Origin of the sequence: Micromonospora sp. WMMD882, from assembly GCF_027497255.1 — a bacterium.
Lineage (GTDB): Bacteria > Actinomycetota > Actinomycetes > Mycobacteriales > Micromonosporaceae > Micromonospora.
This window is the reverse complement of record NZ_CP114903.1, coordinates 4,519,334-4,545,958: the sequence shown is the minus strand read 5'-3', so window position 1 is coordinate 4,545,958 and position 26,625 is coordinate 4,519,334. Positions and strand designations below refer to the sequence as shown.

General features: G+C 71.2%; 21 protein-coding genes, 1 pseudogene and 1 riboswitch. Of the genes and pseudogenes, 11 read left to right on the top strand and 11 right to left on the bottom strand.

The features are described 5' to 3' along the window. Nucleotides 1-4 precede the first annotated feature (4 nt). Both O7606_RS19255 and O7606_RS19250 read left to right on the top strand, forming a co-directional pair. Complete coding sequence (locus O7606_RS19255) at nt 5-814, top strand: maleylpyruvate isomerase N-terminal domain-containing protein (RefSeq protein ID WP_281595411.1); 810 nt, start codon at nt 5-7, stop codon at nt 812-814. Nucleotides 815-830: 16 nt separating this feature from the next. Beyond that, nucleotides 831-915: riboswitch (ZMP/ZTP riboswitch) on the top strand. A 21-nt stretch (nt 916-936) separates the two neighbouring features. After that, complete coding sequence (locus O7606_RS19250; protein WP_281595410.1) at nt 937-1,800, top strand: bifunctional 5,10-methylenetetrahydrofolate dehydrogenase/5,10-methenyltetrahydrofolate cyclohydrolase; 864 nt, start codon at nt 937-939, stop codon at nt 1,798-1,800. A 23-nt stretch (nt 1,801-1,823) separates the two neighbouring features. On the opposite strand, the gene O7606_RS19245 is transcribed toward O7606_RS19250, so the two are convergent. Continuing rightward, complete coding sequence (locus O7606_RS19245; RefSeq protein WP_281595409.1) at nt 1,824-6,032, bottom strand: replicative DNA helicase; 4,209 nt, start codon at nt 6,030-6,032, stop codon at nt 1,824-1,826. Nucleotides 6,033-6,422: 390 nt separating this feature from the next. Between O7606_RS19245 and O7606_RS19240 the strand changes: the two genes are divergently transcribed. Beyond that, entirely contained in the window at nt 6,423-8,387 is a 1,965-nt protein-coding gene (locus O7606_RS19240) for a hypothetical protein (protein WP_281595408.1), read from the top strand. Nucleotides 8,388-8,500: 113 nt separating this feature from the next. On the opposite strand, the gene rplI is transcribed toward O7606_RS19240, so the two are convergent. From rplI to rpsF, 4 genes are all read right to left on the bottom strand, one after another. Beyond that, a complete protein-coding gene (gene rplI / locus O7606_RS19235; protein ID WP_281595407.1) occupies nt 8,501-8,950 on the bottom strand; it encodes a 50S ribosomal protein L9 in 450 nt (149 codons plus the stop codon). Between the two features lie 14 nt (nt 8,951-8,964). Continuing rightward, on the bottom strand, nt 8,965-9,204 hold the full coding sequence (rpsR, locus tag O7606_RS19230) for a 30S ribosomal protein S18 (RefSeq protein WP_007073789.1): 240 nt from the start codon (nt 9,202-9,204) through the stop codon (nt 8,965-8,967). 41 nt (nt 9,205-9,245) lie between these two features. Beyond that, nucleotides 9,246-9,764 carry a single-stranded DNA-binding protein gene (locus tag O7606_RS19225; protein ID WP_281595406.1) on the bottom strand — a complete coding sequence of 173 codons (519 nt, stop codon included), beginning with the start codon at nt 9,762-9,764 and terminating at the stop codon, nt 9,246-9,248. Between the two features lie 99 nt (nt 9,765-9,863). Then, nucleotides 9,864-10,154, bottom strand: a complete 291-nt coding sequence (rpsF, locus tag O7606_RS19220; RefSeq protein ID WP_076468436.1) for a 30S ribosomal protein S6 — start codon at nt 10,152-10,154, stop codon at nt 9,864-9,866. Between the two features lie 656 nt (nt 10,155-10,810). Between rpsF and O7606_RS19215 the strand changes: the two genes are divergently transcribed. Both O7606_RS19215 and O7606_RS19210 read left to right on the top strand, forming a co-directional pair. Next, a complete protein-coding gene (locus O7606_RS19215; protein WP_281595405.1) occupies nt 10,811-11,596 on the top strand; it encodes a deoxyribonuclease IV in 786 nt (261 codons plus the stop codon). After that, on the top strand, nt 11,593-13,728 hold the full coding sequence (locus tag O7606_RS19210) for a hypothetical protein (protein WP_281595404.1): 2,136 nt from the start codon (nt 11,593-11,595) through the stop codon (nt 13,726-13,728). Before O7606_RS19215 ends, O7606_RS19210 begins: the two co-directional genes overlap by 4 nt. Nucleotides 13,729-13,808: 80 nt before the next feature. Here O7606_RS19210 and O7606_RS19205 read toward each other — a convergent pair whose 3' ends face one another. The 3 genes from O7606_RS19205 to O7606_RS19195 form a co-directional block, all read right to left on the bottom strand. Further along, on the bottom strand, nt 13,809-15,305 hold the full coding sequence (locus tag O7606_RS19205; RefSeq protein WP_281595403.1) for a glycosyltransferase 87 family protein: 1,497 nt from the start codon (nt 15,303-15,305) through the stop codon (nt 13,809-13,811). Between the two features lie 130 nt (nt 15,306-15,435). Further along, complete coding sequence (locus O7606_RS19200) at nt 15,436-18,453, bottom strand: transglycosylase domain-containing protein (protein ID WP_281595402.1); 3,018 nt, start codon at nt 18,451-18,453, stop codon at nt 15,436-15,438. A gap of 116 nt (nt 18,454-18,569) precedes the next feature. Then, nucleotides 18,570-19,016: a DUF5318 domain-containing protein gene (locus O7606_RS19195; protein ID WP_281595401.1), complete on the bottom strand. Its 447-nt coding sequence runs from the start codon at nt 19,014-19,016 to the stop codon at nt 18,570-18,572. 179 nt (nt 19,017-19,195) lie between these two features. On the opposite strand from O7606_RS19195, the gene O7606_RS19190 reads away from it, so the two are divergent. Continuing rightward, a complete protein-coding gene (locus O7606_RS19190; RefSeq protein WP_281595400.1) occupies nt 19,196-19,834 on the top strand; it encodes a PadR family transcriptional regulator in 639 nt (212 codons plus the stop codon). A gap of 23 nt (nt 19,835-19,857) precedes the next feature. Further along, the gene (locus O7606_RS19185) at nt 19,858-20,937 is read left to right on the top strand and encodes an inositol-3-phosphate synthase (protein ID WP_281595399.1); all 1,080 of its coding nucleotides are present in this window, start codon (nt 19,858-19,860) and stop codon (nt 20,935-20,937) included. 63 nt (nt 20,938-21,000) lie between these two features. Here the strand turns inward: O7606_RS19185 and O7606_RS19180 are convergent, their stop codons facing one another. Both O7606_RS19180 and O7606_RS19175 read right to left on the bottom strand, forming a co-directional pair. Then, nucleotides 21,001-21,387: a hypothetical protein gene (locus O7606_RS19180; RefSeq protein ID WP_281595398.1), complete on the bottom strand. Its 387-nt coding sequence runs from the start codon at nt 21,385-21,387 to the stop codon at nt 21,001-21,003. After that, nucleotides 21,384-21,590, bottom strand: coding sequence for an Arc family DNA-binding protein (locus O7606_RS19175; protein WP_281595397.1), 207 nt, complete (start codon nt 21,588-21,590; stop codon nt 21,384-21,386). Before O7606_RS19175 ends, O7606_RS19180 begins: the two co-directional genes overlap by 4 nt. Before the next feature lie 260 nt (nt 21,591-21,850). On the opposite strand from O7606_RS19175, the pseudogene O7606_RS19170 reads away from it, so the two are divergent. After that, nucleotides 21,851-21,970 (top strand): annotated as a pseudogene (locus tag O7606_RS19170) (DUF397 domain-containing protein); the annotation flags it as partial. A gap of 42 nt (nt 21,971-22,012) precedes the next feature. Here the strand turns inward: O7606_RS19170 and O7606_RS19165 are convergent. After that, the gene (locus O7606_RS19165) at nt 22,013-22,567 is read right to left on the bottom strand and encodes a methylated-DNA--[protein]-cysteine S-methyltransferase (protein ID WP_281595396.1); all 555 of its coding nucleotides are present in this window, start codon (nt 22,565-22,567) and stop codon (nt 22,013-22,015) included. 381 nt (nt 22,568-22,948) lie between these two features. Between O7606_RS19165 and O7606_RS19160 the strand changes: the two genes are divergently transcribed. From O7606_RS19160 to O7606_RS19150, 3 genes are all read left to right on the top strand, one after another. Continuing rightward, a complete protein-coding gene (locus O7606_RS19160) occupies nt 22,949-24,370 on the top strand; it encodes a cellulose binding domain-containing protein (protein ID WP_281595395.1) in 1,422 nt (473 codons plus the stop codon). A 164-nt stretch (nt 24,371-24,534) separates the two neighbouring features. Beyond that, entirely contained in the window at nt 24,535-25,047 is a 513-nt protein-coding gene (locus O7606_RS19155) for a hypothetical protein (protein WP_281595394.1), read from the top strand. 32 nt (nt 25,048-25,079) lie between these two features. Continuing rightward, entirely contained in the window at nt 25,080-26,585 is a 1,506-nt protein-coding gene (locus O7606_RS19150) for an SPFH domain-containing protein (protein ID WP_281595393.1), read from the top strand. Nucleotides 26,586-26,625 lie beyond the last annotated feature (40 nt).

The window sequence follows — 26,625 nt, the reverse complement described above, 5'->3', positions numbered from 1 at the left end:
GGACGTGTCCCGGGCGCGCGGGACGGTCCCCTCCCGACGCCCGGCGTTCCTGGCGCTGCTCGCCGCCCCGCCGGTGTTCCTGGCGCTGCTCGCCGCCCCGCCGGGCGTGCAGCGTGCGACCCTCGACGGCATGACCGAGCTCCGGCAGGCCGAGGCCCTCGCCCAGGCGTACGCGGGCATCACCGCCGTCGTCGCCGACCTCGACGACGGCGACCTGCGACGACCCACCCGCTGCCGGGGCTGGCTCGTCGCCGACCTGCTCCTGCACGTGCTCGGCGACGCTCAGCGCGCCCTGGTCACGCTGGCCAGCCCCGCCGACGGGCCCGCCGACGTCGACCAGGTCAGCTACTGGCACTCCTTCCCGGGCGGAGACACCGACGGCGTCGCCGACCGGCACGCCTGGTGGATCCGTCGTTCCGCCGCCGCCTTCGAGCGGCCCGGCGGGATCGTCCGGCTCTGGTCCGACACCGCGCCGGCGGCGGTACGCGCGGCTGCCGCCGCCGACCCGACGGCGTACGTGACCACCCAGGGGCACGTGCTGCGGGTGGCGGACTTCCTCGCCACTTTGACCACCGAGGCGGTGTTGCACCACCTCGACCTGATCGTCGACCTGCCCGACGCGGCCGGCCCCGGCCCGCTGGCCCGCGCGGTGACCGTGTCGACGATGGACGGCCTGCTCGGCGACGACGTGGTCCGACCGGCCCGGTGGACCGGGGACGAGCACCTGCTCAAGGCCGCCGGACGGCTCCCGCTCAGCGACGCCGACCACACCGAGCTGGGCCCGGCCGCCGACCGGTTTCCCCTGCTGGGCTGATCCAGCGGGTACAGTGTGGACGGGCCGTGACTGGCGTTCGGGTGGTGCACCACCGGGGAGCGGTCTGACACTCGTCGCCGCCGTACGCCTGGGCATCTCCCGTGATCTTCCGGAGTGCCCCCATGACCCCACGTTCCCCGGCCCGGCTGATGGACGGCCGTGACCTCGCCCGCCGCACGATCGAGGCGGCGTCCACCCGGGCAGCCGACCTCCGCCGACGTACCGGCGTCGCTCCCTGCCTGGCGACGGTGCTGGTCGGTGACGATCCCGCCTCGGTGACGTACGTCCGGATGAAGCGCAACCGCTGCGCGCAGGCCGGCATCGACTCCCGGCACGTCGCGCTGCCCGCGTCGATCACCACCGACGAGCTGGTCGGCGCGGTCGCCGCCCTGTCCCGGGATCCGGCGGTGCACGGCACCCTGCTCCAACATCCGGTCGGGTCGCACCTCGACGAACGGGCCGCGTTCGAGGCGATCGCCCCGGAGAAGGACGTGGACGGGGTGACCACGCGCTCGTTCGCCGCGACGGCGTTCGGGCTGCCCGGTTTCGTGTCCTGCACGCCCGGCGGCATTCTCCGGCTGCTGGACGAGTACCAGGTGGACCTGGCCGGAAAGCACGCCGTGGTGGTGGGGCGCAGCGCGATCCTGGGTCGGCCGGTCGGCATGCTGCTGCTGGCCCGAGACGCCACGGTCACGTACTGCCACTCCCGGACCGTCGGCCTGGCGTCGATCACCAGGGAGGCGGACGTGCTGGTGGCGGCGGTCGGTCGACCGGGGCTCATCACCGGCGCGCACATCAAGCCCGGCGCGGTGGTGGTCGACGCCGGCTACCACCCGGGCGGGGTCGGCGACGTGGACGCGACCACGGCCCGGGACCAGGCCGGTCTGCTCACCCCGGTGCCGGGCGGGGTCGGCCCCATGACCATCGCCGTGCTGCTGGCCCAGACGGTCGCGGCGGCTGCGGGCCAGCTCGGGGTGGACCGTTGAGGGGTAACGTCAGCGCAGCTACCTCAGACGATGGCCATGTCGACGAAGCGGGAGAGGTGGAGTTGGGCGGCGACGGTCACGGTGTCGGTGGGGCCGTTCCGATGCTTGGCGACAATAAAATCCGCCTCGCCGGCCCGCGGTGACTCCTTGTCGTAGTAGTCGTCCCGATGCAGAAGTATTACAACATCCGCATCCTGCTCGATGGAATTGTGCGTGGCGATTCCGTTGGCGATGAAGTTGTGCGTACCCATGACCGTGGCATCGTAGACATCACGATGACCGATCGACTCGATCGATACAATTTCATCCCAGAAAATGTCATTGGTGGCATGCAAGTCAAGGTCTGCGGCATCCAGGACGGCAGCGATATTCGCAAGCCTGGAGCGGCTGGGCGAGCGCTTCCACAGAGCGCTACCGCAGAACTGGGTGCCGATCGCCGCAGCGAACTCGCGGTGGCTCATCTTCCGCTCGGTCAGGATTTCCCGCACACGCGTCCACACCTCACGCGGCACCGTGTCGACGTTGGTGTTGCTCTCCAATGCCTCCAACGAGGCGATGAGGTCCACACAATTTTTCGACCGCGCGCCGTGCACCCCGATTTCCCGAAGGAACCGGAGTTGGTCGTCCCGGCCCGAGATGTCGAGCGTGTACTGAGGCCGGTGGCGAGCCACCGGGACAGCCTTCAGCCGGGCGCTGATGCCGTACCTCAGCAGCAGCCGCGACACATCCTCCAGCATTCGCCGGCTGGTCGAGCTGAAATAAATCCTCCCCCCGCGACCTGACTTCTTGACGGTCACCGAACCGTCGGTTGCCCAGAGATGACGCAGAAACGTGGTGATCTGGTCCTTGGGGAGGCCAGCCACCGCTTGGGGAACGAACTTCTCATGCGATCGCAGACCGAAAAGCCCCAGTGAGTCGAGCCATTCGGCGATGGGGTTACGGCGCCCCCTGGCCAGTCGGTACGGTGCCGGCAGGCGCAGGGTGGTCACCCGAGCCGCCGCGTAGTCGTCTCGAACGGCCGAGATACCGAAATGTTTGGCAGCCTCAGTGACCGCCGCGAGGTTCGACTCGTCCACAGTCGCGTAACGAATGGGCTGGCGACGCACGAACGACCCGTCGCCCAGCAGATGTGCCAGCAGCACGACTTCGGCCTCCGGCCACGGTCGCACGGCAAGAGGCGGCGGAATGTGCCGGGGGACGGCGACGCGGGCACCGACAGACAGATCACCGAGCGGTAGCCACCCGGCGAAGGTGAGGAACGGATGGTTGGCGGTGGCGTCGATCTGTTTGCCGGAGGCCAGTGTCATCCGGAAGACCTCCCGGTTCCCGCTCGGGAAGGCATGTGTCATCGTGCGAGGGGTGTACCGCAGCTTCTCGTCCAGGGCCCACACTGGGATGTCCTTCGCGCCGTGAGCGAGAAGCTCTCCCAGGGTCACCTCCGAGTTGTTGTCGGCGCGGATCAACCTTGTTTCTGAGGTCAGGCAGCCCGACTCGCGCAAGTCGGACAACTGGGGGCGCTTGTCGGTGCGTTGCTCGGGTCCACGGTTGAGCTGACTCACCGCGATGACCGGGCACTCGACCTCCTTGGCGAGCAGCTTGAGGCCCCGGGACAGGTCCGCGACCTCCTGCTGCCGGCTCTCCGTCCGCTTCGGCGAGGTCATGAGCTGGAGGTAGTCGACCACGATCATCTTGAGGTCGTGCCGCTGTTTGAGCCGCCGCGCCTTGGCCCGGATCTCCATCAGGTTCATGCTCGGCGTGTCGTCGACGAAAAGCGGCGCCTCGCTGATCTCACCCATGCAGCGGGCGAGCTTGGTCCAGTCGTCGTCGGAGAGCTGCCCGCTGCGCAGCACGTGCAGCGGCACCCGGGCCTCGGCCGAGAGCAGCCGCATGACGATCTCGACCTTGCTCATCTCCAGCGAGAAGATGGCCGCCGCTTGATTTGCCCGAATTGCGGCGTTTCGGGCAAAATCCATAGAGGCCGTGCTGTTGTGCGTCGGGATCATCGAGCGCCCGGCCAGGTAGAGGTGTTCGTCATTCTCCACGGTCACGCACCGCACCGGCACGCTGGGGACCGGCCGGACGTCGACGATGTACCGCGAGCCGGTGCGTGCCGATCTGGTTACGCACGCACGCCGTTCCTTGAGCGCGATGCGCTTACGCTCCAGCCGGAACACGTCGTCATCGGTCGTGAAGTTCAAGACGTGGGCGACCGACGTGTCGGCCCGTCGGCCCTTCACCCGCCTGGTGGTCATGCTGCACCGGTAGCCGAGGCTGACCACCAGCTCACGCACGTCCTCGGCGAGTCGACGGGAGGTGACGCCGAACTGGACGGATCCGGTGGGGGTCACTGTGCCATCGGTGTCGAGCAGGCCAGCGAGGAGCTGGCGCCGCTGCTGCTCGGAGGCGCGCAGGTATGCCATCGGAATGTGCTTGTCCCCCAGCACCCCGATGGCGCGCAGATGGCCGGTGAACGACCCGTACCGGCGACGGCAGTCGGCACAGCTACGGCTGCCGTTCCAACTGCTCTGGACGACCCGGCCGCAGAACCGGCATCCAGCCGTTGCCCGGCGGTCGACCAGTCCTCCGGACTTCCCGCCGCAGGAACGGCCACAGGTGTACACACTCGGTCCGCGTGGACTGAACTGCTTGCCGCACACCACACAGTCCCGCGCGGTCAGCGGGACCGGCGGGGACAAGCCGATCGAGTACCGCGTCCGGGCGGCCAGCGGTCGAACCACGAAACCATCGGCCTCGATGTAGGTGACCAACTCCAGGTCGGCAGTGGTGAACGCGGCGGCGGCCGAGGTGCCGTCCCCCAGCCACGCTCCCAGCGTGTACGGAGGAATCAACAGATCGTCACGGTGCGGAAGCGCCAGTGGCCGCGCGTTCTCCACGGCGTGGTTGAGCCGGTCGTCCCCTCCGACCCGGAGTGTCGCGGCGATCTGTGCGGTCGTCACGACGCTCTCGTGGTCGGCTGTCCTCCCCTCGTTCCGCAGTCTTTCGACCCGCTGTTGCAGCGCGGCGAGCAGGTCCCGACGGGAGTACGCCGGCATACGCCGCCGCCAGGGCCTCCCGGCCCGCACGTACTCGCGGATCACCTCACCGGCGGGCCCCACCTGGTGCGCCACGACATGCAGCACGTGGCGGAAGTCCTCGCCGACCAGTCCGACCAACTCGCCGAAGCTCACCAGACTGTCCGGCTCGCTGTCGGACAGGCGCCGGGCGTGGGCCACGACTCTGCGCTGATGCGTCGGCCACTGGTGGGTCCGGCCGGCCTCGGCCCGCTGTCGGCGGCTTGCCCGCGTGGTGGTCTTCCAGAGGTGTTCCGCGTCGGCCACGATCGTCGATCCGTCGGAGAACTCGACCTCGTAGCAGGGACGACCGTGCCTGACCTCGAACGCGGCGGTGACCGTGGTCGGCGTACCGTCGGCGGCGAGCAGCTGGTCCCCGACCTCTACCTCGCCCATGGTCGTCCACCCCTGTGGGGTGGGCAGTGGGGTGTCGAGCGCCAGCGCCTTACCGAGACCGGGCCGTCCGGCAACAATGATCAACTGGCCGGGGTGCAGGCCGTTCAGCAGCCGGTCCAGGTCGGAGAAGCCGGTGGGGACACCGGTCATCACGCCGCCCTGCGCGCCCACCGCCTCGATCTCGTCGAGGGTCGGCTGGAGCATGTCGGCCAGGATCGCGAAGTCCTCGCTGACCCGCTTCTCGGTGACGTCGTAGACGGCCTGCTGGGCGAGGTCGACGATGTCGTCGACGTCCCGGCTGCCGCCGGCCGCGGTGCCGTAGCCGAGCTGGACGATCCGGGTGCCGGCCTCGACCAGCCGTCGGAGCACGGCCCGCTCGGCGACGATCCGGGCGTAGTAGGCGGCGTTCGCGGCGGTCGGCACGCTGGCGATCAACGTGTGCAGGTAGGGGGCCCCGCCGATCCGGACCAGGTCGCCGGAGTCGGCGAGCGCCGCCGCGACGGTGATCGAGTCGGCGGGCTCACCCCGGCCGTAGATCTCCAGGATGGTGTCGAAGATGGTGGCGTGGATGGGCCGGTAGAAGTCGGGCGTCTTGAGGATCTCCACGACGTCGGCGATCGCGTCCTTGGAGAGCAGCATCCCGCCGAGCACGCACTGCTCGGCGGCGACGTCCTGCGGCGGCGTCTTGTCGAACTGACCGTCCCGCGGGGCGGGCGGCTGCCCGTTCGTCCGTGGCTCTGTCCGCCTGTCGTCGGTGACCGACACCGGTTCCCCCCTCCGCGTCGGGTCCAGCCCGGTACGCCGCCGGTGCGGCGGCTGGCTGCCGACCGGCCCGGCGATCGGGGGCCATCGTGGGCCGGTTGGGGGCCAACCATACGGAACCCGAGGTGACGGGCTCAAGCAGGCCGGTGGACGAGCCTTGGGACAACCTGTGGACAGCGCGCCCCTGGGTGTGGGTAGCCTGTGCACAACTTGTGGAAAACTCTGGGGTAATCCAGTTCACAATGGCTCTGACCTGGGGAAACACTCCACACAGGCTGTGGACGAAGATTTTCTTGCCGGGTTGGGCGGCGTGTCGTCCCGTAGTATTCCGAGCATCGACTTACACCTGTGCAGCCGATTGCGCTTCCGGCTGAGAAGGGTCACGCTCCGGCCGTGAGTTTCCGGGACTGGGAGCGCGGGGAACCCGACCCGCGCGAGCGCCTGGCGGCCTCCTCCTGGGAGGACGCCGGTGGCCGCACGGTCGAGCCGTACTCACGCACGCCCGACAGTTACCGGACGCGCAGCCGGCGGCGGGCCGCCGAACGGGGTCAGCAGCAGCCGACCGACGACTACCTGCCCCGCTGGGCAACGGAGTCGCCCGGCCGACAAGCCACCGAGAGGGACGGCCGCCGGGGCGTCACGGGAGACGGCCGCCGGGGCGTCGCGGGGGGCGGTCGGCACCGGCACGACGGCCTGGCGGGCGACGAGACATTCCCCCGGGACGAGACCTCCCCCGGAGACGGGACACGCTCCCGGGACGGGACACCGCCTCGGGCCGATGTCGGCTGGCGGGCCACCGAGACGACACACACCTGGCGGCGGGTGACCGAGACGACTCGCTGGCACGAGGACCCGACCGGCGGCACCAGCCAGGCCGGGCCGGCGAGCGGGGCAGCCGGGTCGGCGCCGACCAGCGGGATGGGCGGCTCCCCGTACACCGGGCGGCGGTGGTCCGTGGAGCGTTCCGTCACCGACGAGGGATACGTCGGCAGCCGCCGGGCGGTGGAGAGAACCGATCCGGCCAGCACCGAAGCCGGTCGACGTCGGGTGGTCTGGTCGGGCGAGGCGGAGTCGCCCGGCGACGACCAGCGCCCGGCCCGGCTGCCGTCCCGCCGTCCGTCCCCTCGGCGCGGTAACCCCGACCCGGACGGGTCCCGGTACGGCTCCGACACCGATTCCGCCTGGTACGACGACCCCGAGCCGCCCCGTTACGACGATCCCGACGGTGGCCCGTCCCGGTACCGGAGCCGCAGCCCAGCGCCGTCCCGGTACGGAGACACCGACGGGTCCCGGTACGGCTACCCCGACGCCGACGCGTCCCGGTACCGGAGCCTCGACGCCGGACCGTCCCGGTACCCGGGGCGCGCCCCCGAACCGTCCGGGTGGGGCAGCGACGGCGGTCGACGCCGGAAGGATTCGGCCGAGCCGGCTCTCCCGCCGACGGCGGTCGATCCGTGGGACGCGTCCGGGCTGCACGTCTGGGACGGGGCCGACCGGTCGACCGGCAACGGACGGTGGGACGGCTTCACCGACACCGGTCAGTGGGACCGGTTCACCGACACCGGCAGGTGGGACGACACCGGGTGGGTCGGCACGGGTCGGGAGGACGACACCGGGCTGGGCCGACGGGACGGTGGCGCGGGCGCCGAAGGGTGGCCGGGGCCGCGACCCGACGGGTTCTGGTCCGGCACCCGGCTGGCCGGTGACGATCCCCGGTGGATGGCGACGCCGACGTCCGCGCCCCGGTCCCCGGCGGTGACCGGCTGGCCGGAGCCCTATCCGGGGGCAGACGAGACGTCGGGCGGTCGCCGGTCGCGTCCTGATCCGACGACGGGCCGTCGTCGGGCGGAGCCCGGTCCGGTCCCGGTGGGTCGATCGTCCGGCACCGGCTCGCCGACCGTTGCTGGTTCGCCGGCCGCTGCGACCCGGACGGATCGCGGCTCGGCGGCGCGGACGGCGCCGGCCGGGCGACGGGCCCGGCGGATCGAGGACGATCTGCTCGATCCGGATCAGGGGGGAGCGGTCCGGTCGCTGGTCTACACGGCCGTCTGTTACGTGCTTCCGGCGCTGGCGCTGTTCGGCTGGCTGCTGACCCTGAGCGGTCAGGCTCCGGCCGGTTGTGTCACCGACCTCAGCGGAGGCGGGTGCGACTCGCCCCGGGCGCACGCGATCGGGTCGTTCGTCGCCGGGGGGCCACGGTTCGGGCTGGCGCTGGCCACCAGTCTGGTGGTGGCGCTGCTGCTGCGGCGGGTCGGCGCCACCTGGCGGGCGGCGTCGGTGGCGTTGGCGTCCGCCGTGGTCGGCGGCGGCCTGTCGACCGTGCTGATCAGTGTGGTGACCGGCGAGCCGATCGGCTGACGACGCCTCCGGTCAGCTCACCGGCACGCTGGCCAGGTAACGGAGAAACCCCGGAGCGGTCGGCCGGTACGCCGAAGGGCCCGCACCGGCTGGTGCGGGCCCTTCGGGCGGTGTCACTTGCTCTGGGTCACGTTCAGGTCGAACGTAGCCGTGACCTCGGGGTGCAGCTTGATCCGCACCGGGTAGGTGCCGAGCGACTTGATGTGCCCGGGCACCTCCAGCCGACGCCGGTCGAGGGCCGGGCCGCCGGCCGCCTTGACGGCGTCGACGATCTCGGCCGGGGTGACCGAGCCGAAGAGCCGACCGCCGTCACCGGCACGGGCCTTGAGGTTGACCTTGAGGCCCTCAAGCTGGCCCTTCACCTCGGTGGCGTGGCCGAGGTCGCGGATCTCACGGGCCGAACGGGCCCGCTTGATGACCGTGACCTGCTTCTCCGCACCCTTGCTCCAGGCGATCGCGAAGCCCTGCGGAAGCAGGTAGTTACGGCCGTAGCCGTCCTTGACCTCGATGATGTCGCCTGGAGTACCGAGACCGGACACCTCCTGAGTCAGGATGATCTTCATTTCGGTGCCTCCTCTCAGCGGGCGGTGGCCGTGTACGGCAGCAGAGCCATCTCACGAGCGTTCTTGACCGCGCGGGCGATCTGGCGCTGCTGCTGCGAGGTGACACCGGTCACCCGCCGGGCGCGGATCTTGCCACGGTCGGAGATGAACTTCCGCAGCAGCGCGGTGTCCTTGTAGTCGATGTAGGTGATCCCGTCCTTGTCGAGCGGGTTCACCTTCTTCTTCGGCTTGCGAAGTGCCGCAGCCTTGGCCATTGCTCGTGCTCCTGGTTTGCGATCGCGGGCGCTCGGCGCCATTAGAACGGGGGCTCCTCGTCGAAGTTGCCGCCGGATCCAGCGCGGGAGGGGGTCGGGGCAGCCGAGGCCCAGGGGTCGTCGAAGTTGCCTCCGCCGCCGCCCTGGCCACCACCGCCACCACCACCACCGAAGCCGCCGCCACCGCCACCGGAGCGGGACATCTTCTGCACCTTCGCCGTGGCGTAGCGCAGCGACGGGCCGATCTCGTCGACCTCCAGCTCGATGACGGTGCGCTTCTCACCCTCGCGGGTCTCGTACGACCGCTGCCGCAGCCGGCCGGACACGATCACCCGGGCGCCCCGCTGGAGCGACTCGGCGACGTGCTCGGCGACCTGCCGCCACACGGTGCACGCGAGGAACAACGGCTCGCCGTCCTTCCACTCGCCGGAGGCCTTGTCCAGGAACCGGGGCGTGGAAGCGACCCGGAACTTGGCGACCGCCGCACCCGAGGGGGTGAAACGCAGTTCGGGGTCATCGGTCAGGTTGCCGATGACCGTGATGGTGGTGTCTCCTGCCATGACCATCTCCTCGCACACTCGCCGGTCTCACTGCACAGGCTCGCAGAGCCGTATGACAAGGAGCCGACGAGGCTGATCCGGACGAACCGGGTTGAATGCTTAGCGCATCTCCGGCCGGATGACCTTGGTGCGCAGCACGGACTCGTTGAGCCGCAGCTGACGGTCCAGCTCGGCCACCGCTGCGGGCGTCGCCTGCAGGTCGATGACGGCGTAGATGCCTTCGGCCTTCTTGTTGATCTCGTACGCGAGGCGCCGGCGGCCCCACACGTCGGTCTTCTCCACCGAGCCACCCGCGGTCCGGATCACGTTCAGGTACGTGTCGAGCGACGGGGCGACGGTGCGCTCCTCGAGGCTGGGGTCGAGGATCACCATGATCTCGTAATGACGCAAGACGTGCTCACCTCCTGTGGGCTATGCGGCCACGGTCCTTCCGTGGCAGGAGGTCTGCGTCGTGGCCCGTCACAGCGCCGGGGGAACCCGGCCGACGACGGACAACCGGACCAGGATACCCGGTCGAGACGATCATGCCGGCGTTGGCCGGAGCGCGCCGGGGCCGGCGGGCCGGCAGACGGGATCGGGGCCCGCTTCCGGCGTCGTCGACGCTGGCAGCGGGCCCCTCCACTGGGCCGCGGGGCGCCCCGTCCGCATTCTTTGGGTGGGACCTGGGGAGGAACGACCACACCGATGAGATTGGATCGAGAGCGCCCCGCGGAGCTATATCGTGTTGTTACCTGACGCTACAACAGCTCTTGTCATCTCTTGCGACAAATGCCCTAATCAACCGGGCTGCCACGCCAGCCGTCCGTGCTTCCGCCGGACCGACCGCGCCGAACGGCTGGCGACCCGTCCGGCGCGTACCGCTGGCGCTGCGCCTCCCATCAGGTGAACGAAGACCACCGGCGGCGGGTGACGCGAGGCGACGGAAAGAGACCTTCCGCGCGCCGTCGACGCGACGCAGCTCGATGCGAGGTGGCCCCGGCGGCGCCCGCCGGAGGCGGGCGTTGCTGTCGTCCCGACCGCGCCGGTCGCCACGTAGGCTCGCCTGCATGCGTATCGGAGCCCATGTCGACTCGGCCGACCCGCTCGCGGAGGCGGCGGCCCGCAGCGCCGACGCCGTACAGTTCTTCCTCTCCGACCCTCAGGGGTGGAAGACGCCCCCGCCGAGGGAGGACGCGGACCGCCTCCGCGCCGCGCCGGTCGACGTCTACGTCCACGCGCCGTACGTGGTCAACGTCGCGACGCTGAACAACCGCATCCGGATCCCCAGCCGGAAGCTGCTGCTCGGGCACGCCAGAGCAGCCGCCGGGATCGGCGCCCACGGGTTGATCGTGCACGGCGGTCACGTCAACGCGGGCGACGACCTGGCCAAGGGCTTCGACAACTGGCGCAAGACCTTCGCGTACGCCGCCGAGCAGGGCGGCTTCGGGGTGCCCGTCCTGATCGAGAACACCGCTGGTGGCGACAACGCCTGCGCCCGACGCCTGGACGCGTTGGCGCGGCTGTGGGACGCGCTGGACGGGTACGACGTCGGCTTCTGTCTGGACACCTGCCACGCCCACGCCGGCGGTGAGGAGCTGCTGGACCTGGTGGACCGGGTCAAGGCGGTGACCGGGCGGATCGACCTGGTGCACGCCAACAACTCGAAGGACGCCTTCGGCTCGGGCCGGGACCGCCACGACAACCTCGCCGCCGGCGCCATCGATCCCGAGTTGCTGGTGGCGGTCATCCGGGCCGCCGACGCGCCGGTCGTGGTGGAGACGCCCGGCGGGACGGACGGGCAACGGGCGGACCTCGCGTTCCTCCGTGAGCACCTGGCTGGTGCGGCGGCATGAGCGGCGGAAAGCCCGACGCGACGGATACCGGCGTCGAGCGGTCGGCCCCGGACCCGACCGACAGCGTGGAGAAGCCGGACCCGACCGGCAGCGTCGACGCGCCTGGCCCGACCGACGACGACGTCGAGAAGCCGGCGCGCGCCGCAGCCGGGGACGTCGGAGAGCCCGGCAAGACCCCCGCCACGCCGGCGGACGACAAGAGCCGCGAAGCCCGAGAGGCCGGGAATAGCGGGAAGACCCGGGAGGCCGCGGCGGGCGAGGCGGCCGAGGAGACCGGCAAGGACGCACAGGCCGAAGAGACCGACGGCGTGACGAAGGCCGACGGCGCGACGAAGGCCGACGGCGCGAAGGCGGACGGTGATCCGTGGGAGGCGTTCGGGCCGGCCCCGGAGACGGTGCCGACGCGGGCGCGTCGGGTGGGTCGGTCGGTCGGCCGGGTCCTGGTCCACGAGTGGACGCTGGCCGTGCTGGGCGCGGTCGTCCTGGCGGTGCTGCTGACCTGGCCGACGCTGCGCTACCCGCTCTACACGATCCCGCAGGACATCTACGATCCCACCCTCCAGGCGTGGGCGCTCTCCTGGGCCGGGCACAGCCTGCTGACCAACCCGGGGAACCTGTGGCAGGCGAACGCGTTCTACCCGGAGTCGTGGAGTTACGCGTTCACCGACAGTCTGCTCGGCTACGCGCCGACCGGGATGCTCGGCAGCGGTCCGGAAGTCGCCGTGCTGCGCTACAACGTCCTGTTCGTGTTCGCGCACGCGCTTGCCACGTTCGGGGCGTACGCGCTGGCCCGGCAGCTCGGCGCGGGCCGGATCGGCGCGGCGGTGGCCGGGGTGAGTTTCGCGTACGCGCCGTGGCTGCTGGCCCAGGCCGGGCACCTGCACATCATCTCCAACGGGGGCATACCGCTGGCGTTGGCCATGCTGGCCCGGGGGCACGGCTGGTCGCTGCGGTACGGCTACCGGCCGAAGCGTCGGCGCGCCGGTTGGGCGCTGGCCGGCTGGCTGGTCGCCGCCTGGCAGCTCAGTCTCGGCTTCGGCATCGGCCTGCCGTTCGCGTACGTGCTGGGTGGCGTCGTGCTCGTCGCGGTCGTCACCTGGTACGTGCGGCGTTACCGGATCCGGCCGGTACGGCATCCGTTCGGCGCCCGCCTGCTGGTCACCGACGTGATCGGCGGTCTGGTCTTCGCGGCGACCGGCGGGCTGCTGGCGATCCCGTACTTCAAGGTGGCGGAGCTGCACCCGAACGCCCGGCGCAGCATCGCCGACATCGAGGTCTACTCGCCGCCGGCGTCCGGTTTCTTCACCGCCCCGGGTGAGTCGCGGATCTGGGGTGACCTGCACGAGGGGGCGCGGGCGGTGCTGCCCTGGCATCCGGAGATGACGCTGCTGCCGGGTTTCGTGCTCTACGCGTTGGCCGCCGGTGGGTTGTTCTTCTCGGTGTGGCGGCTGCGGCACCGGCTGCTGTTGCTGGCCGGGGTGCTGGTCAGCATGGTGTTGGCGATGGGCACCCGGTTCTTCGGGGGCACGTTCACCTACGTTCCGCTGTTCGAGACGTTGCCCGGTTGGGACGGGATCCGGACGCCGGGCCGGCTGATGATCTGGACGACGCTGTTGCTCGGGTTGCTGGCGGCCGGGGCGTTGACCGCCCTCGCGATGCGGGTACGTGAGCTCGCCGCCCAGCGGATCCCCCCGTGGCCCGGCCCGTGGCTGCGTACGGCCACCCTGCTGCCGTTGCTGCTGGTGATCGTGGAAGGGTTGAACACCACGCCGCATCCGGTGGTGCCGCCCCAGCCGACCGCGATGCGGACCGTAGACGGGCCGATGCTGGTGCTGCCGAGCAGCCAGAGCAACGACCAGCCGGTGATGTTGTGGACGACCACCAGGTTCCAGGACGTGGTGAACGGTGGCAGTGGCTTCACGCCGGTGAGGTTGGCCGAGACCCGGGAGGTGACCCGGACCTTCCCTGATCCGACGAGCATCGACCATCTGCGTCGGCTGGGCGTGCGGGTGGTGGTGATTCCGCGTGGGCAGGTGGCCGGTACGCCCTGGGAGACCACCATCGACCTGCCCGTGGACGGTCTCGGTATCCGCCGGGAGGAGATCGGCGACGCGGTGGTGTACCGCCTCTGACCGCCGCCTGACCGACTCCGTTTCACGGAAACGGGGGTGTCCCGCCCAGCGGACACCCCCGTTTCCGTGAAACGAGTGGATCAAGTGGTTGGTTCGGGGACGGGGGCGCGGCGTTGTCGCCAGCGGGTGTGCCAGGGGGCGTCCGACGCGCCGTCGAGCAGGCCGCCGTCCGGGTCGTCGGGGTAGGTGGCCCGGACCGGGTCGCGTTCCGGGTGCAGGATCTCCCGGACGATCAGCACGCAGAGCACCACGACCATGGTCAGCCGCAACGTGGCGGCCAGCACGAAGACGCCCTCGGGGAAGACCGGCCGACCGGTCGCCGAGCCGAGCAGCTCACCGTAGAAGGCGGCGAAGTAGGCGACCTCGGCGAACTGCCAGGCGAGGAACGCGCCCCAGCGCGGCCGGGCGAGCACCAGCAGCGGCAGCAGCCACAGGACGAACTGCTGCGACCAAACCTTGCTGAAGATCAGGAAGGCGGCCACCACCAGGAAGGCGAGCTGGGCCAGGCGCGGCCGGCGCGGGGCGAACAGCGCCAGCGCGGCCACCCCCAGGCAGGCCAGCCCGAACAGCGCGTACGAGAGGTAGTTGAGGGTGGGGATGTTGGCGTTCAGCCACTCGAACGGCCCCTGCTCGGTGGCGCTGCCCGGGTTGATCTTCCCGTCGAGGTACCGCCCGACGTACCAGAGGGTGCCCCAGTCGATGGGCCGGGTGCTGTTCAGCTCGAAGAACCGGTCCCAGCTCTCCCGGTAGGGAATGGCGACCGGCAGGTTCACCGCGACCAGGGACACCAGCGCCGCGCCGAGGGCGGTGAGGGCGGCGCGTACCTTGCCGGCCCGGAGGGCGAGCACCAGGATCGGGCCGAGGATGAACAGTGGCCACATCTTGGCCGCGCCGGCCAGACCGAGCAGCACGCCGGCGGTGGCCGGGCGTTTCCTGGCCCAGGCGAACAGCCCGAACGCGCCGAGCCCGACGGCGAGCAGGTCCCAGTTGACGGTGGCGGTGAGCAGCAACGCCGGGGCCAGGGCGAACAGCGCGGCGTCCCAGGGTCGTCGGCGGCGCAGGGCGAGGATCACCGCGACGGTGGCCACCGCCAGCGCGCCGAGCACCAGGGCGTTCAGGTTGTAGAACCACTGGGCCTGGTTGAGGCCGGGGTCGTCGACGCCGAGGGCGTGCACCGGCAACCCGAGGACGCCCATGAAGTAGCCGGTCAGCACCGGGTACTCGACCGGGTGGTCCCGGTACGGGACCTTCCCCTCGTGCAGCCCCTCGGCGTAGTAGAGCGCCAGCACGTCGGTGTAGCAGAACCGGGTGTACTGGACGTTGTTCGCCCACGCGCCGTCCTGGCAGGGCGACTTCTGCACCCAGTGCAGGGCGAGGGTGAGGCAGACCAGGGCGAGCACGATCCGGACGGCCGTCCAGAACCGGCGCTCCCCGCCGGCCGGCTGGTCCACCGCGACCGCGTGGTCGCCGAGTGGACCGCCGATGAGCTGGGACGCTCCCCGGACGAACCCGTCGGAGCGGGACGGATGATCGCTGCGCTCAGCGTCGTCGATGCCTGCGGTCGCCTGCGTGCTCATAACCAGGCATCCTGCCGTACCCGGGGGCGTTCCGTCCTGCCCGTCCGGCGACGTTCGTCGTGGTGGCCGCAAACGCCGACGGCGGCCGGAGGTGATCCGGCCGCCGTGGGCGGTGCGACGTGCTGGCGCGTCAGTCGCGGTCGGTGATCCGGGGCGACGGTGAGATCACGCCCCCGCCACCACCGCCCGGCCCACCCGGACCGCCCGGCCCGGCGGGCGGCGGGGTGTTCGGGTCGTTCGGGTTGCCGCCACCGGGCCCGCCGGGCGGGTTGTCCCGGCAGAGGATGTTCAGCGGGTCGAGGCAGGGCGGGTTCGGGTTGGGGTTCGGGTTCTGGCCCGGCGGCGGGTTGACCGGCGGCGGCGGGGGCGGCTCGACACCGTTGCCGGCGTCGACGTCACCGACGCCGGTGATGTCCGGCAGGGAGCGCTTCTCCATGCCCTTGGTCGCGGCGTTCATGTACCGCTCCCAGATCGCGCCGGGCAGCGCCGAACCACCGATGTCCTTGCCGTTCTTGTCGAGGATCTGCGGTTTCTTCGGATCCTTGCTGCCGACCCAGACCGCGGTGGCGATCTGCGGGGTGTAGCCGACCATCCAGGCGTGCGCGTTGTCCTTGCTGTCGTACTCCCAGGTGCCGGTCTTGCCGGCGGCGTCCCGGCCGTTGTCGAGGGCCCGGCTGTTCTTGCCGGGGATCTTCTTCAGCACGGCCGTGACCTCACGGGCCACCTCCCGCTTGATCAACTGCTGGCCGCCCTTGCCGAGGTTCTCGCCGGTGCCGGGAACCGTCTTCCACTCGCCGGTGTCCTCGTCCTGTTTCTCCATCTTGAGCACGAAGTGGGCCTTGTTGTACTTGCCCTCGTTGGCCAGGGTGGCGAGCCCGTTGGCGTGGTCGAGCACGGTCACCGGGTACTGGCCGTAGCCGACGACGTGGAAGAACGGCTCCGGCGCGACCTTCTTCGGATCGGTCTTGGTCAGGTCGACCGGCTTCGGCGGGTTGTCGGAGGTGGTCCACATCGTGGTGATGCCGGCCCGCTTGGCGATGTCGATGATCTTGTCGGGGCCGACCTTCGTGCTGACGTGGTAGAACGGCACGTTGTACGACTCGACTGTCGACTCGTCCAGGGTGCACCACCGGTTGCAGCGGCCGTTGGCGCTGACGTCCCGGCCGGCGTTCTGCACCGGGTTCGCGAAGCCCTCCGGCTTGAACGGCTTGGCGTCCCAGTGCGACTTGACCGAGATGCCGGCGTCCAGCGCGGCGGCCAGGGTGTAGACCTTGAACGACGAGCCCGGCGGGTGACCGCCGTAGAGCCGGCCGCTGCTGTCGGTGTTCTTGCCGGCGTAGTCGATGTCCTCGCCGCTCTCACCGCCGTAGTAGGCGAGCACCCGGCCGGTCTTCGGATCGATCGAGACCACCGCCGCCATCAGGTTCTTAGGCTGGTCGCTGAGCTCGGAGTCCTTGGCCTTCTGCCGGGCCACCACCTCGGCCGACGCCTGGATCCTGCTGTCGATGGTGGTCCTGATCCGGAAGCCGCCGGTGCGGAGCAGCTTGGCGCAGGTCGGCTTCTCGCCGACCGGCTCCACGGTGTCGGTGCACAGGCCCCAGCCGGCCATCTCCTGGCGGACGTAGTTGACCACGTTGCCCCGGGGCGAGTCGACGCCGAAGCCATTGGCCTTCTCCGGGTTCATCTTCGGGAAGGCGGCCGGTCGCTCCTCGGGCTTGAGCCAGCCCTCCTCGACCATCCCGCCGATCACGTAGTTCCACCGGTCCTGGGCGGCCTGGGCGGCCTCCGGGCCCTTGGTCGGGTCGTACCCGGGGTGGGTGTCGCTCGCCTGCGGCTGCTTGATCACCCCGGCCAGCGCGGCGGCCTGCGCCACGTCGAGGTTCTTCGCGGACTTCCCGAAGTACGCCTTCGCCGCCGCCTCGACCCCGTACGCGCCCCGACCGAAGTAGATCGTGTTCAGGTAGTGCTGCATGATCTCGTCTTTGGAGTACTGGTCGTTGAGCTTGGAGGCGAGGATCGCCTCCTTGACCTTCCGGGCGTACGAGTCGTCCTTGAGGTTCTCGTAGGCGTTACGCGCGTACTGCTGGGTGATCGTCGAGGCGCCCTGCTTGGTGCCGCCGGTGAAGTTGTTCCAGGCGGCCCGGGCGATGCCCTTGTAGTCGACGCCGGAGTGCTCGTAGAAGTTGCGGTCCTCGGCGGCGGCCACCGCCCGCTGCACGTACGGCGGGATGTCGTTGATCGTGATGAACTCGCGGTTCTCGCTGCCGAGCTTCGCGACGAGCCCCTTGCCGTCGCTGGTGTAGACGGTCGTCGCGAACGGCAACGGCAGGCTGTTGGGGAGCACGACCTGCGCGGAGTAGTAGGTGAAGCCGACCACGCCGATGCCGGCGAGCATGATGAAGACCGCGAAACTCGCGATGATCAGGTTGAGCCGCTTGCGCTTCTTCGCCCGCCGACGGCCCTCCGGGTCCTGGTTGGCCCGCGACCGCCGGCCGGGGCCGGTCGGCCCGCCGGGGCCACGACCGTCGAGGTCCGCGCCGCCGGGCGGGAAGACGCTGGCCCGGGCCACGGTCGCCCGACCGGCGGGCCCGCCGACGGAAGCCGCCCCCACGGACGCCGCGCCGACCGAGGCCCGCCCGGCGGGGCTCACCGGGGACGCCGCCCCGACCGACGCCCGACCGCTGGAGCCTGCGCCGACCGACGCCCGACCGCTCGGCTGACCACCGACCGACGCCCGACCGCTGGGGCCGACGCCGCCGACCTGGGCCCGGCCGCCGGCCGGGGAGACCGGCACCGAGGCCCGACCACCACCGGCCGGCGGAACGGGCACCGAGGCCCGCCCCGCGCCGGCCCGGCCGACCGAGGCCGAGCCGGACGGCGGCGGGCTGATCGGGGGCGCCATGCCACCACGGGGGGGTACGGACGCCGAGCCGGCCACCGAGGCGCGCCCGCTGGAGCCGGGCGCCCGGGGTGTCGGGGTGGCCCGGCCGGCCGGTGTCGCCCCGTCGTAGCCGGAAGACCAGCCGGTTCCCCGGTCGTCCTCGGCGGGACGGCGGTACGCGTCGTCCGCCCCCGCTCCGGGGTCACCGTCCGAGCCCGGGATCCGGGCCCGCCCACGCGGGGAACTGGGATCGCCGTACGAGTTCATTCCTCACACCCTGCCGGTCGCGGTGGGACGCGGGTACGCCACCACCGGTTTGCCGTGAGCTGTGCCACGCCGTTCATCCGCTCGAACCAGGTCGGCGACGGCCGAGGGCGTCGCGGTCACCGTTGCGCCTCTCGCCTCCGCCGCGCGGTCGGGCCACCGACCGCGTCCTGCTCCTGCCCGTCGCCCGCGCCGGTGACCAGGCCGTCCCGGCCGAGCAGGAACTGCTCGACGAGATGGTTCCAGTCACATCCGAGGCACACCTCCACCACGAACACCTGGAACTCACGCAGTGTCATCGCCAGCACGGGCAACTCGGCCCGGGTGCGCGCCTGACCGGCGGACTGCCTGAGTTCGTCCCCGTAAATGTAGTGGACGTGGGTGAGGTTCTCCCGTCGGCAGATCGGACACCGTTGCTCGGTCGGTTCGCCATGGAACCGCGCGGCGTTCTTGAGGTACGGCGACGCGTCGCAGACGTCGTACGTGCCGACCCGGCCGGAGAGGACCTCGCGCAGCACCGCCCGCTTCTGGAGCGAGTAGTCGACGACCTGGCGCTGCGTACGCATGCGGCAAAGGGTACGCGCTCGGACCCGACGGGGCGACAACGCTCACGTTCCGTGACGACACGCTCTTGTTTATCGGGGTTTGCCCAGATGAACGGAAGGCGCTAACGTGCGATGTATCGGTCCGATACATCGCATCGACCGACCGGTCCGCGTCCACGGGGGAGCAGAGAGGATGACCGGTGCTCGAGTTCGCCATCCTCGGCCTGCTCCAGGAATCCCCCATGCACGGCTACGAGCTGCGCAAGGAGCTCACCGCCAAGCTGGGGGCGATCCGGGCGGCGATCAGCTACGGCTCGCTCTACCCCACGCTGCGCCGGCTCCAGGCAGCGGGGTGGATCACCGAGGCTGACGAGGCGCCGGCCACCGCCGAGGAGGTTCCCGCGCTCACCAGCCGCCGCGGCCGGGTGGTCTACAAGATCACGGCGGAGGGCAAGGAGCGCTTCGCCCAACTGATCGCCCAGGCGGGCCCCGAGACGTACGACGACACCGGCTTCGGGGTGCACTTCGCGTTCTTCGCCCGGACCGACCAGGCCACCCGGCTACGGATCCTGGAGGGTCGCCGACGCAAGATCGAGGAACGCCGGGAGGGCCTGCGCGACGTGCTGGCCCGGGCGGCCGAACGCCTCGACGCGTACACCCTCGAACTTCAACGCCACGGCCTCGACGCCTGTGAGCGCGAGGTTCGCTGGCTGGAGGAGCTCATCGCCAACGAGCGCTCCGGCCGGCCCCCGACGGCCCCCGCCAGCGGGCCGGCCGTCGGCCGACGAGAAGACAGCAGTCCGCCTCCGCCTGGAGAGTCCAGGAAAGAGCGGCCGTGATGAAGAAGAAGGAGGCAGACGCTATGGGCTCCGTCCGCGTCGCCATCGTCGGTGTGGGTAACTGCGCCTCGTCCCTCGTGCAGGGCGTGGAGTACTACCGCAACGCCGACCCGAACGACCGCGTCCCGGGTCTCATGCACGTCACCTTCGGCGACTACCACGTCTCGGACGTGCAGTTCGTCGCGGCGTTCGACGTGGACGCCAAGAAGGTGGGCATGGACCTCGCCGAGGCGATCGTGGCCAGCGAGAACAACACCATAAAGCTGTGCGACGTGCCGCCGACCGGCGTCACCGTGCAGCGCGGTCCGACCTTCGACGGTCTGGGCCAGTACTACCGGGAGATCATCGAGGAGTCCGGCGCCGAGCCGGTCGACGTGGTCCAGGCGCTGCGCGACGCGCAGGTCGACGTGGTCGTGTCGTACCTGCCGGTCGGCTCCGAGCAGGCCGACAAGTTCTACGCCCAGGCCGCGATCGACGCCGGCTGCGCGTTCGTGAACGCCCTGCCGGTGTTCATCGCCTCCGACCCGGAGTGGGCGAAGAAGTTCGAGGACGCGGGCCTGCCGATCGTCGGTGACGACATCAAGAGCCAGGTCGGCGCGACCATCGTGCACCGCGCGCTGGCGAAGCTCTTCGAGGACCGTGGCGTCGAGCTGCTGCGCACGTACCAGCTCAACTTCGGCGGCAACATGGACTTCATGAACATGCTGGAGCGCAACCGGCTGGTCTCGAAGAAGATCTCGAAGACCCAGTCGGTCACCTCCCAGGTGCCGCACGAGATGGCCAAGAGCGACGTGCACATCGGCCCGTCCGACCACGTGCCGTGGCTGGACGACCGCAAGTGGGCGTACATCCGCCTGGAGGGCCGCTCCTTCGGTGACGCCCCGCTGAACGCGGAGCTGAAGCTTGAGGTGTGGGACTCGCCGAACTCGGCCGGTGTCATCATCGACGCGGTCCGCGCCGCGAAGATCGCCCTCGACCGCAAGATCGGCGGCCCGATCCTCTCCGCCTCGTCGTACTTCATGAAGTCCCCGCCGGTGCAGTACGCCGACCACGACGCGCACGCCGCCGTCGAGGCGTTCATCGCCGGCGAGGTCGAGCGCTGACCCGCTGACCGCCGTACGTCGAAGGGCCGGGCTCCGCACGGGGCCCGGCCCTCGCCGTCGCGGTCAGACCGACATCTCCAGGTACGGCGACAGCCGCAACGCCAACTCCTCGACCGAGTCGACCTCGCCACTGGTCAACGCGTCGGTCAACGCCATCCGCTCCTTCGCCGGCATACTCAGGACAAAGCCGGAGCGGCTCAGGAAGATCCGCGTGGCGGCCCAGGCGAGTCCGGCGTTCCACAGATCGAGTGGGCGCCACATCATCAGCCCGTGCAGCAGCGCCGCCGCCTTGTCCAGCACGGTGGGGTAGGCGGCTCGGCCGATCAGGCGCGCGTGCGGCCGGGCCGCCGCAGCGACCAGGATCCCGGCATCCCGCACCTGGCTACGCGGGCCGGTGTGCTCGGCTAGCAGGGTCAGCAGGTCTTCTGCGTCCGGCCAGGTTTGTCTCACCGGTCCCCCAGCATCTCGAAGAACTCGGCGTCCTCCTCGAAGACCCGGCGGGCAGCCTGGCGGGTCCACTCGTCGCGCTCGTGCCGGTCCAGGTACGCCTGCACGGCGACCTCGACAGTCTTGTGCATCGAGCGGTGCTCGGCCTCGGCGATCTCCTTGAGCCGCTGCTCGACTTCGGGCTTGAGGTTCAGGGTGAAGGCCATACCAGAGTTGTATAACCGCTCCTGCGGTACGTCAACCACGCTCGGCACTACTTCTCCTTCTGGTGGGTCAGTTGGGCAAGCCGTGTCGGCCTGCCCCGATCTTCGTCCCGAGCGCTGTGGGGACGTCGCACATTCCGGCAGCCGACCCGGTTCACCCGTCGCCGTGCCGAGCCGCAGCCGCCACGTGCGGGTCAGCAGCGGGGCCGGGCGTGGACTGCCCCTGCGGTACGGGGCCAACCATCGGCGCAGCGCGGCGGCGTGCACGACGCGTCGCCGTACGCGACAGCAAGGACCGCACCGGGCCAACCCTGGTCTACCCCTCGGTCGCCTGGACGGCCTTCATCGCCGGGCTGCGGCCGGACGGAAATCTGCCCTCCTGACGGAGCCGACACCAGCCGCCAACTGCTCCTGCGCCCAACCGGTCAGGACCAGGCGCGTTGCAGGGTCACCCGGGCCTCCAACTCCAGCAGGTGGACCTTGCGGGGCAGGCCGCCGCCGAAACCGACAAGCTTTCCGCCGGCCCCGACGATCCGGTGGCAGGGGACGATCACCGGCAGCGGGTTGCGGTTGCAGGCCACCCCGACCGCCCGCGCCGCCCCCGGATCGCCGAGCGCCTTCGCCACCTCACCGTAGGTGAGCGTCCCGCCGTACGGGATGCGGGTCATCGCCTGCCAGACGGCGCGCTCGAACTCCGAGCCCCGGCGGACCGCCACCGGCACGGTGAACCCGGTCAGCTCGCCCGCGAAGTACGCGTCCAGCTCCGCCGCCGCCCACCGGGACAGCTCGTCGTCGCCAGCGCCAGGCCCGCCCGGCGGCTCAGCGGCCGGCGGACCGGCGGGCGACTCGGTGGCCGGCGGCCCACCGGGCGGCTCGGCGGTCGGCGGCTCCACCCGGCCGAAGCGCACACCGCAGACCGCCCCGTCCGCCACGGCCACGGAGAGGTCCCCGATCGGGGTGTCGAGCACGGTCCAGCGCATCCGGCCATTGTCCCGCCCCCGGGCAGCGGGAGTACGTCAGGTGTCCGGGACAACCCGCGCCATTGCTCACTAATCGACATTCTGCTATTTTTCGTCCGGGAACGAAGGGCACGTTCCCGGTCACCCCCGTTCCGGGCAGCGACACACGCCGAGCATGCCGGGTCTCGTCGCCGCTGCCGATCGGTGACCAGTCCGGGCCGCTCCACCGATGCCGGGCGACCGACGACGGTCGCCGGACGACCTCGGTCCCGGGCCCGCATGCCCAGCTTCCGATGCCCCGTCACCAGCGCCTCCGGCACCGGCGGGCGGCCCGCACGCACAGTGCGCACACCGCACCGGCCAGCACGAGCAGGCCGGCCCGCAACGGAAGGATCGACGCCCATGCCATCACCAGCAAGCGCCGGTGACGTCCAACCTGACGTCACCGCCCCACCCACCGGTCGCGCCACCCTCCGGCGCTACCCGGTGAGATACCGACACCTCGTCCCGTCCGTCGCCGCCGCGGTGGTGCTCCTCGCGGCCACCGCCGGTGGCGTGCTGAGCGGCAGCGCCGGCAACGTGGCGGAGGCCGCCGCGGCGCCCGGCGTTCTCGCCACGACCGCCGGCTGCGGAAAGGCCCCGACGCTGAGCAACGGGACCCGCACCATCTCCAGCGGCGGCCAGAACCGCAGCTACATCCTGCGGATCCCGGACGGGTACGACCGCAACCGCCCCTACCGGCTGGTCTTCGGCTTCCACTGGCTGAACGGCTCGGCCCAGAACGTCTCCTCGGCCGGCTACTACGGTCTCCTGCCGCTGTCGAACAACAGCACGATCTTTGTCGCGCCGCAGGGCATCGACGCCGGCTGGGCCAACACCAACGGCCGGGACCTGACCCTCTTCGACGACATCTCCCGGCAGGTCGAGAACGACCTCTGCGTCGACACGACCCAGCGCTTCGCCCTGGGGTGGAGCTACGGCGGGGGGATGAGCTACGCGGTGGCCTGCGCCCGGCCCACCGTCATCCGCGCCGTCGCCGTGCTGTCCGGCGCCCAGCTCAGCGGGTGCAGCGGCGGCACCCAGCCGGTCCCCTACTTCGGCATCCACGGCACCTACGACAGCGTGCTGAGCATCTCCAGGGGCCGGCAGTTGCGCGACACGTTCGTCCGGAACAACGGCTGCGCCGTGCAGAACCCGCCGGAGCCCGCCCGGAACACCCTCACCCACATCACCACCGCGTACTCCGGCTGCCGCGCCGGTTACCCGGTGCAGTGGGCGGCGTTCGACGGGGACCACACGCCCAGCCCGGTCGACGGGTCGGGCAGCCCGAACGACTCCCGGACCTGGACCTCGGGGGAGATCTGGCGGTTCTTCAACCAGTTCCAGTCCACCACTCCGGTTCCCACCACCCCGGCGCCGACCACCCCGGCCCCCACCACTCCGGCGCCGACGACTCCGGCCCCCACCACCCCGGCGCCGACCACCCCCGCGCCCACGACCCCGCCGCCGACCGGCGGACCGGGCACCTGTGTCGCCACCTACAAGGCGGTCAACAGTTGGCCGGACGGCTTCCAGGGCGAGGTCACCGTGGCCAACAACACGACCAGCGCGGTCAACGGCTGGACGGTCAGCCTGACCCTGGCCGGCGGCCAGACCATCAGCAGCCTCTGGAGCGGCGTCAACACGGGCACCACCGGCACGGTCACCGTCCGGAACGCGCCCTACAACGGCGCGTTGGGCGCGAACGCCTCGACCACGTTCGGGTTCACCGCCACCGGCAACGGCGCCACCCCGCCCAGCAACATCACCTGCACCAGCTCCTGAGCAACCGGTAGCTGCGGGCCCGGAGCCGGTCGGCTCCGGGCCCGCAGCACGTCCGTCAACCGCCCGCCGACCGTCGATCGGCACGCCCAGTGCCCGCTGATTGCCACGTCGGCCCGGTCCGGCCCCCGCTCGCGGGGTTGACCCCGGCCCCTAGCGTTCGAGGTGTGGCCAGCGGAACGTTGATCTTCCTCGTCATCGGCGCGGCCGGCGTCGCGGTGCTGGCGCTCGCCCTGCTCGGCGGCGAGCTGCTGCACGCCCTGCTGCCCGACGTCGACGGGCCGGTCTCGGTGGAGGTGATCGCCGGGTTCGCCGGGGCGTTCGGCTTCGGCGGGGCGATCGCCAACGAGCTGCTCGGCGCGCGTACCCCCGCCCTGGTGGCCGGGGCGGTCGCCGCCGGCGTGGTCGCGGCGGTGCCCACCGCGTGGTTCGCCGGCCGGCTGAGCCGCGCGGCCCGGGACATGCCCACCGACGCCACGCCCACCCGTCACCACCTGGTCGGCGCGCTCGGCCTGGTGGTCACCCCGATCCCGACCAGCGGGTACGGCGAGGTGCGGGTACGCCTCGCCGGGCAGCCGGTGAAGCTCAACGCGCGGGCCGACCGGCCGCTGCCGGTGGGCGCACAGATCTTCGTGGTGGAAGCGCTCAGCGAGACCAGCGTGCACGTCGAAACGTACTGAACTCCTTTCCCCAGAGAGACGGAAACCCCCTCATGCCTCTCCTCATCGCCGTCGGTGGCGCGGTGCTCCTGCTCCTCGTCCTCGTCATGTTCGTGCTCTCCCGGATCAAGGTGGCCGGGCCGAACCAGGCGTTCATCGTGACCGGCCGTCGGGGCCGGACCACCCAGACCGCCGACGGCGGGCGGCAGACCGACATGTCCGGGCAGAAGGTCGTCCTCGGCGCTTCCGTCTTCGTCCTGCCGGTGGTGCAGAAACTCCAGTCGCTGGATCTGTCCAGCCGCCGGATCGACGTCGGCATCCGGGGCGCGGTCAGCAAGCAGGGCATCCGCACCGACCTGCACGGCGTCGCCATCGTCAAGGTCGGCGGCACCGAGGACGCGATCCGCGCCGCCGCCCAGCGGTTCCTGCACCAGCAGGACGAGATCGAGGACTTCACCCGGGAGGTGCTGGCCGGCGCGCTGCGCTCGATCGTCGGCCGGCTCACCGTCGAGGAGGTCATCCGGGACCGGGCGGCCTTCGCCAGCGCGGTCGCCGAGGAGGCCGAGCACTCGATGACCAACCAGGGGCTGGTGCTGGACACCTTCCAGCTCCAGGACATCCTGGCCGAGGGCTCCTACCTGGCGGACCTGGGTCGGCCGGAGGCGGCCCGGGTGCTCAAGGACGCGGCGATCGCCGAGGCGCGGGCCCGGCAGCAGGCCGAGCAGGAGCGGCTGCTGGCCGAGGAGGCCATCGCCGAGGCCAACCGGAACCTGTCGCTGAAGCAGGCCGCCATCCAGGCCGAGATCGACGCGGCGAAGGCCAAGTCCGCGGCGGCCGGGCCGCTCGCCCAGGCCGAACGCGACCAGGCGATCCTCTCCGAGCAGCAGAAGGTGGCCGAGCGCAACGCCGAGCTCAAGCAGCGTCAGCTCGACACCGAGGTCCGCAAGCCGGCCGACGCGGCCCGGTACAAGGTCGAGCAGGAGGCCGAGGCGTCCCGCAACGCGGCGGTGCTCAACGCCGACGCGCAGCGCCAGTCCGTCATCGCCGCCGCGCAGGCGTCCGCCGAGCAGGCCCGGCTGACCGGTGAGGGCGAGCGGGCCCGCCGGGCCGCGCTGGCCGAGGCCAACGCGATCGAGGGCGCCAAGGAGGGCGAGGCGGAACAGCGGCGGCGGTCCGCGATCGCCGAGGCGGTCGAGCGGGAGGGCCGCGCCGAGGCCGAGGCGATCCTGGCCAAGGGGCAGGCCGAGGCGGAGGCGATGGCCCGCAAGGCGGAGGCGTTCGCCGCGTACGGCGAGGCGGCCGTGCTGGACCTGCTGGTCCGGGTGCTGCCGCAGGTGGTCGAGGCGGCCAGCGCCCCGATCGGCGCGATCGACAAGATGACGGTCATCTCCACCGACGGCGCGTCGTCGCTGACGAAGTCGGTGGCCGGCAACGTCGCCCAGGGCCTCCAGCTCGGCTCCGACCTGACCGGCATCGACCTGGCCGGCCTGTTGGCGAAGCTCGGCTCGGCGCGTGGCGAGAACGGCACGCCGACCACGGCGGTCGAGGCCGGCAGGTAACCCGGACGTACGTCGGGCCCCGCACGCGCCGTCGGGCGGG